This window comes from Pseudomonas sp. R84 (genome assembly GCF_009834515.1).
Taxonomy (GTDB): Bacteria; Pseudomonadota; Gammaproteobacteria; order Pseudomonadales; family Pseudomonadaceae; genus Aquipseudomonas.
Genome location: NZ_CP019426.1, coordinates 1,391,924 through 1,405,657, shown reverse-complemented (window position 1 = coordinate 1,405,657; position 13,734 = coordinate 1,391,924). Strand labels below are relative to the sequence as shown.

The window sequence follows — 13,734 nt, the reverse complement described above, 5'->3', positions numbered from 1 at the left end:
AGGCTCTTGAATCAGGGGCTGATGACGCGGCCCTGGTGATCGACCAATGGGCCGCTGAAGTGCACGCCCGAAGCGTCAATGGTCAGGCCGACTGCACCGAGTTGCAGGGTGATCAGTTGTGGTGTCATCGCTAACCGGGCCGGGCCGATGCTCAGCTCCAGCGATTCGCGCGAACCGCTGAAGGCTGCCGGGCCGTTTTGCCAGTGCAGAGTGTGCGAGGCGTCGTCGTAACCGCTTTCGCTGCCATCGACATGCACTCGGCGGGTCAGCGTCGGTACGGTGGCGGTGGGTGGAAAACGATCACTGTTCAGACCGAACAGCGCCACAGATTGCGCGCCGCTTTCGCCGCTGCCGTAGTTGAACAACAGACACTGTTCACCCACTGTTGGAATCCGCGACTCGCTTTGTGCGCCGGCGCTGGGGTTGAAAAACTTGATGGCCGGCGTCAGCAAACCACCGTGACTGACCTGACAGGTGTTGCTCGCAGCGTCGACGCTCTGGCAAATGCCGATGCGGCAGAAGCTTTCAGCACGGCGGTGCAGGTCGTCGATTTCCGCTTCCATTTCGGCCAGGCGTTCGATGATCGGACCCAGCTGCATACGCAGTAATGCGTCGAACATCGGTCAGGCCTCCAGCGTGGTGTATTGGTCGGGGTCGTCGATGTTGCTGACTTCCCAGGTGCGGGCGAATTTCGGGATGCCCAGCGGATCGTCGAGCAAGGTCGGGCCGAGGTAAAGAGTCTGGCTGAACGTCAGCGTCCAGGCTTTGTATTGCTGATCGGCGCGAATGAGTAATGACGGCAAGCCATCGATATTCACTGGCAGATCGCATTGATCACCGGGCAAGTTCCAGCCGTTGTCGGTGATCAGGTTTTTCAGCACAGCGGTCAGATCGCATGCTGCAAATGCGCTGGCAGAAAGGGCCGGAATGACTTGCAGGGACAACGTCATGGCATGCGCAATTCGTCCGTCAGCGGCGCGCACTCCAGTCCCATTCCGGTCGAAGTCGATCAACACCCAGGCCTGATCGCCCGGCGCAGTGAAATCATCGTGATTGCCGACGTTGAGGTTGAGTCCGGCAGTGTTGCGCAGCGTCGTCGCGATGGCTGTGAACAGTTGCGACGGCTGCTGGATCGGTGTGGGCATACATGACCTCCTTTTCGATCGTCCACGCGCAGTCCTGCCGCCCAAAGGGCGGCATGGACAAACAGTCAGGGTTAAGGTTGGTCGCGCGGCGGGACGTCGCAGACGCCGATGCGCTTGGCGGCCCAGCGTTCGTACAACCCGATGGCGACGTCGGCGCCAGCCATCGCTGTCAGGCAACCGAACGCGCCAGCCGCCCAGATCGACATGCCGGCGGCATACAGCAACATGATCGCCGACACGCCGCAGATCATGCAGGCGCCGGAGCGCAGGGCCAGACGGCGCAGCAGCGGCCAGCCACGTGCGCCCTCCTTGTCGGCGCGCCACATTTCGCCGGACACCCCGCCGACGACGGCAAGAAGGATGACCAGCCAGATCGGCATGTCCGCCAACGCTTGTTGCTCGTTTGTCATGTCACGCCTCCTGGTGTGATGGATGAAGGGTATGTGTTGGGTTCAATCGGTTTCTCTCAGGCAGGCATTCCAAAAAGCCCGGCGCTGTGGCCCGGGCTTTTCAGTAATGCGCTCCCGCAGACAGGTTTTGAAAATGGCGATCAGAAGGGCGCGGCCGGCCAGTTGATGATTGGAAATGTGTTCTGGTTTTTCACTTCGCCGACAGCGATGAAGTACTGCTTGTAGGCTACCAATGTGGCCTCATCAGCCGCAGTGGCGATACCGAGGTCCAACTTGTATTGCAAAGGGTTGAATTTCAGCCAGCGTGTTGCGTCGTCCAACCGGAGTTCTATGCGACCGCTCGTAAACAACTGCTGCTCCGGAACCGTCGTTTCAACAAATTCATTTCCAGAAGGCCCCCACACCAGTTTCATTCCCGGTTGAACGGTTTCGTTACCGGTGACATCGCGCCATGAAGCACTTGGTTCACTTACCGGTACGGCTGGCGCCTCGCCATCAATGTCCACTACTTGTAGAACCACGGTGTAACCCATGGCCGTAATTGTGAGTGCATAACGATTCATTCAAATTTCCTTTTTGGCTAATTCTTGAGCGAAATGGCTTGGTGTGTTTGTCAGTACGGTGCTACCGGCCAGACGATGTTTGCCGGATAACCCGGCTGCTTATCGATGTCGCTGACGTCAATGCAATACTGCTTGTGAGTCAGCAATCGAGCCTGGTCTTGCGTTGTGGCGATACCGAGATCAACTTTGAACTGAAGCGAGTTGAGCAGCAGCCAGTTGGCGCCCGTATTCAGCAGTTGCCATTTCTGTTGTTCGGCTTCGTTACGCAAGTCTTCATCCGTGGGCGGCGAGAATAACCAGATGCCATTGAACGTCGCCCCCCAACCCACGCGCATGTCTGTACTACCGGTTACATCGACCCATACGGACGTTGGCGAAGCAGGTGCATCAGGACGGACTTCGCTTTCCTTCAATTGGACAACTTTGTTGTATTCAACCAATGCGTAGAGATTCATCGGGTATTCCTCAATGTGTGGTCATTTCAGGTGAGTGGCGTGAAAACTTCCGGTAGGCATTCCAAAAAGCCCGGCGGCGATGCACCGGGCTTTTCAGTAATGCGCTCCTTCGCCTTCCTTCAAATCCTGTGTCCAAGAAGGAAGTTGACTGTTCGGCGCTACTGGCGCGGTACGAGTCCATTCAAATTGTTTTTCCGACCGCGGTCCCTGCCCGCCGGATAACTGCTTCTGGTGCTTTACGCTGCACACCCGGGTCAGTTGCCAACCCTCTGAACCGTTGAGGCCGGTTCATCGCTGCCTGTTCTTGTGGAACTAAAGAGCTTTCTTGCCAGCCGCTTTGTCGAGCGGCTTGGTGGCAAGGATATGCATGTATGCATATCCAGTCAATGCGTAAATGCATTTATTTATGCATTTGAAATGCGCAGATGCATGGAAGCCCCGCAACTCAAGGGTTTGGCGGTTTCATCAAGGCGAAAAAAAACCCGCCGATTGGCGGGCTTATCTGAAGTCGGTGTGGTTAGCGGGCGTACATGCCCCACCAGAAGACGTGACCGAGGATGACGATCTGCTCTTCCTGGATTTCCTGGAAGCTGTAGTCTTCGTCCGGATGCTCATCGCGATTGAAGCTGCGCAGACGAATGCCGGTCGGCAGGCGATAGAGTTGCTTCACGCGCAACTGGCCGTTGTGATTGATCGCGTACAGGTCGCCATCAATGATGTCGCCGATCCCGCACTTGCCCGCATTCACACCAACGGTGGCGCCATCACGCAACACCGGTAGCATACTGTTGCCGCGCACTGTCACGCATTTGGCCTGATCGAACTGCACGCCGTTATGGCGCAGGCTACGCTTGCCGAAGCGCAGGCTAGAGCGCTCGCTCTCTTCGATGACGAATCTTCCTGATCCTGCTGCCAATTCAACCTCGCGAAGGAACGGCACCGATACTTCGTCATCATCGACCGGCGTATCGTCGTCCCACAGCATTATGTCCTTGAGTTCCGCGTGTACGTCATCACGCGCGGCTCCGGCCGACGGCGCGACATCTGCGCGCCCGCGCAATTGATCGGTGCTCACGGCGAAGTACTCGGCGATCTTCGAGATGTGTTTATCCGAGGGATCGACGATCTTCCCGCTGAGGATCCGCGAGAGAGTGGATTGAGGCACGCCGGTGCGACGGTGGAGCTCCGTGGGGGAGATCCCGTGCTGGTCGAGCAGTGCTCTTAAGACGGAGGCTACGTTGCGTTTTTGCATAACGCGCATAGTGCTTGAAGTTTTTAATGAAGACAAATGCTGATTTGCATAAATCGTGCATAAATACACCTTTCGGTGAAGAAAACCGTCACCCGGCTGCGATGCCTGCGTCCGGCAGACCGCCCATGGTAACCTTGCGCCCATCGCGCGAAAGCCTGGCTGATGCCCCCGCTTTTGCCCTACATCTTTTAACGAGTTGCCTGACAATCCGATGAATAAAGCCGTCTCCGACCTGTCCTCCCACACTCCGATGATGCAGCAGTACTGGCGCCTGAAGAATCAGCACCCGGATCAGCTGATGTTCTACCGCATGGGCGACTTCTACGAGATCTTCTACGAAGACGCGAAGAAGGCGGCCAAGTTGCTCGACATCACGCTGACCGCGCGCGGGCAGTCGGCGGGGCAGGCGATTCCGATGTGTGGCATTCCTTACCACGCGGCTGAAGGCTATCTGGCGAAGCTGGTGAAGCTTGGCGAGTCGGTGGTGATCTGCGAGCAGGTCGGCGACCCGGCAACCAGCAAAGGCCCGGTGGAACGTCAGGTAGTGCGCATCCTCACCCCTGGGACGGTCAGTGATGAGGCGCTGCTCGATGAGCGCCGCGACAACCTGATTGCCGCCCTGCTGGGTGACGAGCGCCTGTTCGGTCTGGCCGTGCTGGACATCACCAGCGGCAGTTTCAGCGTGTCGGAAATCAAAGGCTGGGAGAACCTGCTCGCGGAACTGGAGCGGATCAATCCGGTTGAGTTGCTGATCCCGGATGACTGGCCGAGGGACCTGCCAGCGGAAAAACGCCGTGGCGTCAGTCGTCGTGCGCCGTGGGATTTCGAGCGTGACTCAGCACTGAAAAGCCTTTGCCAGCAGTTCTCCACCCAAGACCTGAAGGGCTTTGGCTGCGAGAACCTGACCCTGGCCATCGGCGCTGCCGGTTGCCTGTTGGCCTACGCCAAGGAAACCCAGCGCACCGCCCTGCCCCATCTGCGCAGCCTGCGCCACGAACGCCTGGATGACACCGTGGTGCTGGACGGTGCGAGCCGCCGCAATCTTGAACTCGACACCAACCTCGCCGGTGGCCGCGACAATACCCTGCAATCGGTGGTCGATCGCTGCCAGACCGCCATGGGCAGCCGCTTGCTGACCCGTTGGTTGAATCGCCCGTTGCGCGATCTGACGGTATTGCTGGCGCGCCAGACCTCGATCACTTGCCTGCTTGATCGCTACCGTTTCGAAAAGCTGCAACCACAGCTCAAGGAAATCGGCGACATCGAGCGAATTCTCGCGCGAATCGGCCTGCGCAACGCGCGTCCTCGTGACCTTGCCCGGCTGCGCGACGCCCTTGGCGCACTGCCTGAACTGCAAGTGGCGATGACCGATCTGGAAGCGCCGCACCTGCAAGGTCTGGCGACCACCACCAGCACTTACCCGGAACTGGCGGCGCTGCTGGAGAAAGCCATCATCGATAACCCGCCGGCGGTAATCCGTGACGGCGGCGTGTTGAAAACCGGTTACGACAGCGAACTCGATGAACTGCAATCGCTGAGCGAAAACGCCGGTCAGTTCCTCATCGATCTCGAAGCCCGCGAGAAAGCCCGCACCGGCCTGAGCCATCTGAAAGTCGGCTACAACCGCATTCACGGCTACTTCATCGAACTGCCGAGCAAGCAGGCCGAATCCGCCCCGGCGGATTACATCCGTCGCCAGACGCTGAAAGGTGCCGAACGCTTCATAACGCCTGAGCTGAAAGAATTCGAAGACAAGGCGCTGTCGGCCAAGAGCCGCGCCCTCGCCCGCGAGAAGATGCTGTACGAAGCGCTGCTGGAGGACCTGATCAGCCAGTTGCCACCGCTGCAGGACACCGCCGGTGCGCTGGCCGAACTCGACGTGTTGAGCAACCTTGCCGAGCGTGCGCTGAACCTCGACCTGAACTGCCCGCGCTTCGTCAGCGAGCCGTGCATGCGCATCTCCCAGGGTCGTCACCCGGTGGTCGAGCAAGTGCTGACCACGCCGTTCGTGGCCAACGACCTGAGCCTCGATGACAACACGCGCATGCTGGTGATCACCGGCCCGAACATGGGCGGTAAATCCACCTACATGCGCCAAACCGCACTGATCGTGCTGCTGGCGCATATCGGCAGCTTCGTACCGGCAGCCAGTTGCGAACTGTCGCTGGTCGACCGCATCTTCACCCGTATCGGCTCCAGCGATGACCTCGCGGGTGGCCGTTCGACCTTCATGGTCGAAATGAGCGAAACCGCCAACATCCTGCACAACGCCACCGAGCGCAGCCTGGTGCTGATGGACGAAGTCGGTCGCGGCACCAGCACTTTTGACGGCCTGTCGCTGGCCTGGGCTGCAGCCGAGCGCCTGGCTCATTTGCGCGCCTATACGCTGTTCGCTACGCACTACTTCGAACTGACCGTGTTGCCGGAAGCTGAGCCACTGGTGGCCAACGTCCACCTCAACGCCACCGAGCACAACGAACGCATCGTGTTCCTGCACCACGTGCTGCCCGGCCCTGCCAGTCAGAGTTACGGTCTGGCAGTAGCGCAACTGGCCGGTGTGCCGAGCGAAGTGATCGTGCGTGCCCGCGAGCACCTGAGCCGACTGGAAGAAACCGCTTTGCCGCATGAAGCGCCGAAACCCGCCGCCAAGGACAAACCGGCGACGCCACAACAAAGCGACATGTTCGCCAGCCTGCCGCACCCCGTGCTTGATGAGCTGGCTAAACTGGATCTGGATGACCTGACCCCGCGTCGTGCGCTCGAAATGCTCTATGCACTGAAGAACCGGATATAAGCACTGAAGAAGCGGATATAACGCAAACGGCTTCAAGCTGTTAGAATCTCGCGCGGTTTGGGATGCTGCTGGCTAATAGCCTGGCCAGCAGATATCGCTCCCGAACCTGGCGACCCCAACCGTGAAGGGGCAACGCTGCCGCCGCCTGAGGAGAAAATTAGAAATGACCTTCGTCGTCACCGACAACTGCATCAAGTGCAAGTACACCGACTGCGTAGAAGTCTGTCCGGTGGACTGCTTTTACGAAGGCCCGAACTTCCTGGTGATTCACCCGGATGAGTGCATCGACTGCGCCCTGTGCGAACCGGAATGCCCGGCTGTAGCTATCTTCTCCGAGGACGAAGTTCCGGAAGAGATGCAGGAGTTCATTCAACTGAACGTTGATCTGGCTGAAATCTGGCCGAACATCACCGAGAAGAAAGAATCGCTGCCGGATGCCGAAGAGTGGGATGGCGTCAAAGGCAAGATCAAAGATCTCGAACGCTGATCTGCCACGCGCTCGAATGAAAAGGCCCCTTGCGGGCCTTTTTGCTTTCCGCATTTTGCTTTTCTGCGGGCAAAAAAAAGGGGCGGTATGACCCGCCCACATTTTTTCCCTATTCCCTGTATTCCTTTTCATCGTCCTGATGAATCGCGTCCTGCGATGTCCATTCCCCTCTTCCTTGAAGGGCGTGTCTGTCCGTCGACACAACCCAGATACTAGAGAATTCCCCGGCCAGAGCAATCGGCACGGAGACCGCAGAAGCGCTGTAATAAGCACTTCACATTAAAAAATAAATATATAAATCAATAAGTTAAATAAGAACACCGAAGCTAATCGACGTCTGCCGTCTTGTAAAAATAGTGAACACTTACGAAAGAGTAAGCCAAGGCTTACAGCGCGAGACTACAAACGATGGAATTGCCGACCGTACGTCCGGCAGTTAACAGGGATGCAAGAGATAGCCAACAAATCCAGGCCAACAAAAAGCCCCGAACCAGTCGGGGCTTTTTGCGGGCGGACGTGTGAGGCGCTTACTGAAACAGCGACTCGCTCGACAGGCCATTCTTCTCGAGGATTTCACGAAGGCGCTTGAGGCCCTCCACCTGGATCTGCCGTACCCGTTCCCGGGTCAGGCCGATCTCCAGGCCTACATCTTCCAGCGTACTGCTCTCATGACCGCGCAGGCCGAAGCGGCGTACAACCACTTCGCGCTGCTTGTCGGTCAGCTCCGACAGCCATTGATCGATGCTCTGCGACAGGTCGTCATCCTGCAGCAGTTCACAAGGATCAGTCGGGCGATCATCGGTGAGGGTGTCCAGCAGGGTTTTATCCGAATCCGGACCCAGCGAGACGTCGACCGAAGAAACCCGCTCGTTCAGGCCCAGCATGCGCTTGACCTCCCCCACCGGTTTTTCCAGCAGGTTGGCGATTTCTTCGGGTGAAGGTTCGTGGTCGAGTTTTTGCGTCAGCTCCCGTGCAGCCCGCAGGTACACGTTGAGCTCCTTGACCACATGGATCGGCAACCGGATGGTCCGGGTCTGATTCATGATCGCGCGCTCGATGGTCTGACGAATCCACCAGGTCGCGTAGGTCGAGAAGCGGAAGCCGCGCTCGGGATCGAACTTTTCCACCGCCCGGATCAGCCCGAGGTTGCCCTCTTCGATCAGATCCAGCAGCGACAGCCCCCGATTGACGTAACGCCGGGCGATTTTTACCACCAGCCGCAGGTTACTTTCAATCATGCGCTTGCGCCCGGCCGGATCGCCACTTTGCGACAAGCGCGCAAAATGAACTTCTTCCTCCGGGGAGAGCAATGGGGAAAAACCGATTTCGTTGAGATACAACTGCGTGGCATCAAGTGCACGCGTGTAATCGATGTACTTATGTTGTTTAAGTGAAGCGGAGTGTTTGGATTTGGAACGAACGGAAGGTGGAGCAGCCCCTTCATCATTCGACATCGAAGATTCCGAATCGATGCCGGCCTCCATAAGGAGAACCTCATCGTCGATGTCAAACTCCGGCACTTCTTTACTGAGAGCCATTGTTATAGTCCTTTGGTGAGTTCGACCCCAAGCTCAAGCGACGCCTTTATCCTTGGCAGCGCTGGAGCCTGTCCCCTCTACGCGACGGAACAGGCTGGCTTACAAATCAACGTCTTGGCAGGAACTGCAACGGATCCACAGGTTTACCTTGGCGGCGAATCTCAAAATGCAGTTTCACCCGGTCTGTACCCGTTGACCCCATTTCGGCAATTGTCTGTCCGACCTTGACCTGCTGTCCCTCCCGAACCAACAGCCTGCGGTTATGGCCGTAGGCACTGACGTAGGTTTCGCTGTGTTTGATGATGACTAATTCGCCGTAGCCCCTTAAGCCACTCCCGGCGTATACCACCGTCCCATCAGACGCAGCTAAAACAGGCTGTCCCAAATCTCCGGCGATATCAATTCCTTTATTCAAACTACCGTTTGAAGAGAATTTTCCAATCAGAATGCCATTAGATGGCCATCCCCAGCCGGTCGGGGCCGGGCCTGCAGGAGGCAGTGGAGCAGGTGCCTGCTTGTTGGCGACGGACGGTGCAACGCCCGCAGAACTGCCAGCAGAACCCGTGGTTGTGGTGGTCGTCGTGCCATTTGCCTGACGCCGGATTACCGTGGTTTTGCTCGACGAAGAAGGCGAAGAACTGCTGTTGCTCACCACCGCCGTCGGCGTTGAACCGGTACGGCCATCGAAGCGAATTGTCTGACCCGGATGGATCGTATACGGCGTAGGAATATTGTTCCGGGCAGCGAGGGCTTTGTAGTCCCAGCCGTAGCGAAATGCGATCGAAAACATCGTATCTCCGGGACGGACTACATACTGCCCGGTCGTCACCGTAGGACGCTGGGCCACCGCGCTGTTGCGATCGACCACCCGGACATTGCTCGATTTGGTGCTGGAGCAACCGACCAGCAAGGTGCTCAAGACAAGGCCAGTCACCAGGCGCTGAAAGCTCGTGTTACCCATACGCTGCGCAATGACTGTGAGACTCACCCGCCGCTCCCTTTGTGGTGGCTGAAAAATGTGAAATGCCGGATGCCGGCATCAGGTGTCGCAAGTATAACGGGCCGAATCGGCTTTACCTTTAATGAAGCGAAATCGCGTCGCGCACACGTTTGCAAGTGGACAGTCTGCTGCGTTTAAACCATCGCTGCCGGAGTAAGACACAGGCGAACGAAAGGAATTCAGCGCGCGTAAACAAATGCTCAGGCCAGCGGCCCATTGAGCAACGGAACGAAACGAACAGCCCCCAGAACATGCCGCGAAAAGCCGTTTTCCTCACGCACGATCAGCAACAATTGCTGCACTTCTCCCGAGCCCACCGGAATCACCATACGCCCGCCCGGAGCCAATTGATCGAGCAAGGCTTGCGGTACATCCGTGGCCACGGCGGTGACGATGATGCCGTTATACGGCGCCAGCGCCGGCCAGCCTTCCCAGCCATCGCCCCAACGGAACACCACGTTGCGCAGGTTCAGTTCGACCAAACGTTCCTTGGCACGATCTTGCAGCACCTTGATGCGCTCGACCGAGAACACTCGCTCAACCAGTTGCGACAACACGGCGGTCTGGTAACCGGAACCAGTGCCGATCTCCAGCACTTTATCCAGCGGCCCCGCCTCCAGCAGCAGCTCGCTCATGCGCGCCACCATATAAGGCTGGGAAATGGTCTGGTTATTGCCGATCGGCAGCGCCGTGTCCTCGTAAGCGCGATGTGCCAGCGCTTCATCGACGAACAGATGACGCGGCGTACGCCGAATCACTTCCAGTACCTTGGCGTTGGACACGCCTTCTTCGTACAGGCGCTGGATCAGACGCTCACGGGTACGCTGCGAGGTCATGCCGATGCCGCTGCGCAGCCTGTCTTCGTGTTCACGGGCCATCAGCGCAGTCCCTCCAGCCAGCCGTCGAGACTTCTGAAGGCGTCATTGAAGGTGCGATCGAGCTGCAACGGCGTGATGGAAACGTAGCCCTGCATCACCGCATGAAAGTCCGTACCCGGACCGCCATCTTCGGCATCGCCGGCAGCGGCAATCCAGTAACCGGCCTTGCCACGCGGATCGACCACTTTCATCGGCGCCGCCGCGCGGGCGCGATGACCGAGTCGAGTCAGCTGGATACCACGAATGTGATCGATGGGCAGATTGGGAATGTTCACGTTGAGCACCGTGCGCGGTGGCAGATCAAGCCCGGCATGGGCCTCGACCAGTTTGCGCGCAAAGTAGGCTGCCGTCGGCAGATTATCCACCTGCCGCGAGACCAGCGAAAACGCGAACGACGGACGCTCGAGAAAACGTCCCTCAAGGGCGGCCGCCACTGTCCCGGAATACAGCACGTCATCGCCAAGATTGGCGCCGAGGTTGATCCCGGAAACCACCATGTCCGCCTCGCGCTCCAGCAAGCCATTAAGGCCCAGGTGCACGCAGTCGGTCGGTGTGCCATTAAGGCTGATAAAGCCGTTGGCCAGATATTGCGGGTGCAGCGGACGGTCGAGCGTCAGCGAACTGCTGGCGCCGCTTTTGTCCTGCTCCGGGGCGATAACCACGCACTCGGTGTAATCCGCCAGCGCAGCATAAAGCGCGGCAAGACCGGGTGCGGTTACCCCATCGTCGTTAGAAATCAGAATACGCATGGGCTGTCCGTCTGCCCCACCGGCACCAGATCAACGAGTTCGCGCACCAATACGGTAGCGAAGCATCCGGCCGGGAGGACGAATTCCAGTTGCAGAATGTCAGGCTGGGGATAATGCCACGTCAACCCGCCAATGGGCAGCCGCAGGATGCGACGTTCGTGACTCATACCGGCGTTAATCAACCAATCGCGCAGCTCTGCTTCATCGGCGGCAATCGCCTGCTCCAGATCATGGACAACGCCCGCGGTCGGCGAGTCACCTTCGCCCCACTGCGGACCGGTCGGGTGCAGATCGAGAATCGCCAGACGCGGGTCGCTGCATTCAGCTTCACCGGCCGGAAAAAAACTACGGCTGTCGGTGAACGCCAGCAAATCGCCGACCTGAGCTTTTTGCCAAGTACCATCGGCAACACGCGCCGCCAGTACTTTGTTGAACAGGAAGCTGCGCGCGGTAGAGAGCAGGCGCGAACGCACATTGCGCTGCTCCGGCAAGGCTTTGCGCGCCGCCCACGCACGCGCATCAACGACGTTGCCGCCGTCATGGCCGAAACGCTGGGCGCCGAAATAATTGGGGATGCCTTGCTTGGCGATCAGTTGCAGACGCTGTTCAATCGCGTCTCTGTCGCCAGTGAACTGAGTCAGGCGCAAGGTGAAACCATTGGCCGAATGCGCGCCGCGTTGCAGCTTGCGCTTGTGGCGAGTGGTCTTGAGGATTTTCAGCGTGTCGTTTTCCGCCGCCGACAGGTCCGGATCGGCCTTGCCCGGCAATTGCACGCTGAACCATTGGCGGGTCAGCGCCTGACGATCCTTGAGGCCGGCATAGCTGACGGTGCGCAATGGCACGCCGGCGGCCTTGGCGATACGCCGTGCGGCTTCTTCAGTGTTGAGGCCGCGTTTCTCGACCCAGATCCACAGGTGTTCACCGTCGCCGCTAAACGGGATATCGAGGACTTCATCGACCTGAAAATCTTCAGCGATGGCTTTCAGTACCGCACTGCCGAGGGGTTCGCCATAGGCCCGTGGGCCGAGCAATTGCAGTTCATTCATGCGCGCAGCAACAAGGCAACGGAGTGCACGGCAATGCCTTCTTCGCGACCGACAAAGCCAAGCTTTTCGGTGGTGGTAGCTTTCACGTTCACTTGATCCAACTCAACTTGAAGATCCGCCGCGATCAGCGCGCGCATCGATTCGATATGCGGGGCCATTTTCGGCGCCTGGGCAACGATGGTGTTGTCGACGTTGCCGACTTTCCAGCCTTTGGCGTGGATCAGTGCGACCACATGCCGCAGCAGCGCACGGCTGTCGGCGCCCTTGAATTGCGGGTCGGTGTCCGGGAAGTGTTTGCCGATATCACCCAGCGCCGCAGCGCCGAGCAAGGCATCGCTCAAGGCGTGCAGCAGGACGTCACCGTCGGAATGAGCGAGCAGCCCGAAGCTGTGTGCAATGCGCACGCCGCCCAGAGTGATGAAATCGCCTTCAGCGAAACGGTGCACATCATAGCCGTGGCCAATACGCATAAAAAAAACGCCCCGATTTTTGTCAGGGCGTGATTCTACCTGCATTAACCGCGCAGGGCGCGTGCGTGATGCTGCAAGTGGTCGTCTATGAAGCTTGAGATGAAGAAATAGCTGTGGTCGTAGCCCGGTTGCAGGCGCAATGTCAGCGGATGGCCCGCTTGTTTTGCCGCTTGTTGCAAGGCTTCAGGTTTGAGCTGAGTGGCGAGGAAGTCGTCGCGATCGCCTTGATCGACCAGCAGCGGCAGTTTTTCGTCCACTTCGGCGATCAGCGCACAGGCATCCCACTCTTTCCACTTCGAACGATCTTCGCCCAGGTAACGCGAGAACGCTTTTTGACCCCATGGGCAATCCATCGGGTTGTTGATCGGCGAGAACGCCGACACCGATTGATAGCGCCCTGGATTTCGCAATGCGCAGACCAACGCTCCGTGGCCGCCCATCGAGTGGCCGCTGATGCTGCGTTTATCAGAAGCTGGGAAATGCGCTTCAACCAGCGAAGGCAATTCCTGCACGACATAGTCATGCATCCGATAGTGGCGCGACCAAGGTTCCTGCGTGGCATTCAGATAGAACCCGGCGCCGAGGCCGAAATCCCACGCGCCATCCGGATCGCCCGGCACATCAGGACCGCGCGGACTGGTGTCCGGCGCAACGATGATCAAACCCAGTTCGGCAGCCATGCGCATCGCGCCGGCCTTCTGCATGAAGTTCTCATCGGTGCAGGTCAGGCCCGACAACCAGTACAACACCGGCAGCTTGCTGCCCTGCTCCGCTTGCGGTGGCAGGTAGACGGCGAACACCATGTCGCAACCGAGCACGTCGGAGCGATGGCGATAACGCTTGTGCCAACCGCCGAAACTTTTCTGACAGGAGATGTTTTCCAGACTCATGGGGATTCTCCCAGCTGCAAGTGGCAAGCTTCGAGCTTCAAGAAAAGGCAAAAGCGC

General features: G+C 58.6%; 15 protein-coding genes. 2 read left to right on the top strand and 13 right to left on the bottom strand.

Annotated elements, in window-relative coordinates; all coding sequences use genetic code 11:
- Positions 1-11 precede the first annotated feature (11 nt).
- The 6 genes from PspR84_RS06245 to PspR84_RS06220 form a co-directional block, all read right to left on the bottom strand.
- A complete protein-coding gene (locus tag PspR84_RS06245; RefSeq protein WP_160056251.1) occupies positions 12-620 on the bottom strand; it encodes a phage baseplate assembly protein V in 609 nt (202 codons plus the stop codon).
- A 3-nt stretch (positions 621-623) separates the two neighbouring features.
- Positions 624-1,145, bottom strand: a complete 522-nt coding sequence (locus tag PspR84_RS06240) for a hypothetical protein (RefSeq protein WP_160056249.1) — start codon at positions 1,143-1,145, stop codon at positions 624-626.
- Positions 1,146-1,216: 71 nt separating this feature from the next.
- Positions 1,217-1,555 (bottom strand): phage holin family protein, encoded by a 339-nt coding sequence (locus PspR84_RS06235; RefSeq protein WP_160056247.1) that lies wholly within the window; start codon positions 1,553-1,555, stop codon positions 1,217-1,219.
- Positions 1,556-1,695: 140 nt separating this feature from the next.
- Positions 1,696-2,118 (bottom strand): tail fiber assembly protein, encoded by a 423-nt coding sequence (locus PspR84_RS06230; RefSeq protein WP_160056245.1) that lies wholly within the window; start codon positions 2,116-2,118, stop codon positions 1,696-1,698.
- 50 nt (positions 2,119-2,168) lie between these two features.
- Positions 2,169-2,573 carry a tail fiber assembly protein gene (locus PspR84_RS06225; protein ID WP_160056243.1) on the bottom strand — a complete coding sequence of 135 codons (405 nt, stop codon included), beginning with the start codon at positions 2,571-2,573 and terminating at the stop codon, positions 2,169-2,171.
- Positions 2,574-3,090: 517 nt separating this feature from the next.
- A complete protein-coding gene (locus tag PspR84_RS06220; RefSeq protein ID WP_007908821.1) occupies positions 3,091-3,825 on the bottom strand; it encodes an XRE family transcriptional regulator in 735 nt (244 codons plus the stop codon).
- Between the two features lie 211 nt (positions 3,826-4,036).
- Here PspR84_RS06220 and mutS point away from each other — a divergent pair, with 211 nt between their 5' ends.
- Both mutS and fdxA read left to right on the top strand, forming a co-directional pair.
- On the top strand, positions 4,037-6,619 hold the full coding sequence (gene mutS / locus PspR84_RS06215; RefSeq protein ID WP_160056241.1) for a DNA mismatch repair protein MutS: 2,583 nt from the start codon (positions 4,037-4,039) through the stop codon (positions 6,617-6,619).
- Between the two features lie 163 nt (positions 6,620-6,782).
- Positions 6,783-7,106 carry a ferredoxin FdxA gene (fdxA, locus tag PspR84_RS06210; protein WP_008077096.1) on the top strand — a complete coding sequence of 108 codons (324 nt, stop codon included), beginning with the start codon at positions 6,783-6,785 and terminating at the stop codon, positions 7,104-7,106.
- Between the two features lie 527 nt (positions 7,107-7,633).
- Here the strand turns inward: fdxA and rpoS are convergent.
- The 7 genes from rpoS to fghA all read right to left on the bottom strand — a co-directional run bounded on the left by rpoS (position 7,634) and on the right by fghA (position 13,683).
- Entirely contained in the window at positions 7,634-8,644 is a 1,011-nt protein-coding gene (gene rpoS, locus PspR84_RS06205) for an RNA polymerase sigma factor RpoS (RefSeq protein WP_016985073.1), read from the bottom strand.
- Between the two features lie 106 nt (positions 8,645-8,750).
- Positions 8,751-9,632, bottom strand: a complete 882-nt coding sequence (locus PspR84_RS06200) for a peptidoglycan DD-metalloendopeptidase family protein (protein ID WP_160056239.1) — start codon at positions 9,630-9,632, stop codon at positions 8,751-8,753.
- A 212-nt stretch (positions 9,633-9,844) separates the two neighbouring features.
- On the bottom strand, positions 9,845-10,480 hold the full coding sequence (locus PspR84_RS06195) for a protein-L-isoaspartate(D-aspartate) O-methyltransferase (RefSeq protein WP_171057346.1): 636 nt from the start codon (positions 10,478-10,480) through the stop codon (positions 9,845-9,847).
- Between the two features lie 41 nt (positions 10,481-10,521).
- The gene (gene surE, locus PspR84_RS06190; RefSeq protein WP_007908831.1) at positions 10,522-11,271 is read right to left on the bottom strand and encodes a 5'/3'-nucleotidase SurE; all 750 of its coding nucleotides are present in this window, start codon (positions 11,269-11,271) and stop codon (positions 10,522-10,524) included.
- Positions 11,259-12,317, bottom strand: a complete 1,059-nt coding sequence (gene truD / locus PspR84_RS06185) for a tRNA pseudouridine(13) synthase TruD (RefSeq protein ID WP_160056237.1) — start codon at positions 12,315-12,317, stop codon at positions 11,259-11,261. The genes surE and truD overlap by 13 nt, the downstream gene beginning before the upstream one ends.
- Positions 12,314-12,787 carry a 2-C-methyl-D-erythritol 2,4-cyclodiphosphate synthase gene (gene ispF / locus PspR84_RS06180; RefSeq protein WP_034149878.1) on the bottom strand — a complete coding sequence of 158 codons (474 nt, stop codon included), beginning with the start codon at positions 12,785-12,787 and terminating at the stop codon, positions 12,314-12,316. The genes truD and ispF overlap by 4 nt, the downstream gene beginning before the upstream one ends.
- A 44-nt stretch (positions 12,788-12,831) precedes the next feature.
- Complete coding sequence (gene fghA, locus PspR84_RS06175; protein ID WP_174244494.1) at positions 12,832-13,683, bottom strand: S-formylglutathione hydrolase; 852 nt, start codon at positions 13,681-13,683, stop codon at positions 12,832-12,834.
- Positions 13,684-13,734: the final 51 nt, after the last annotated feature.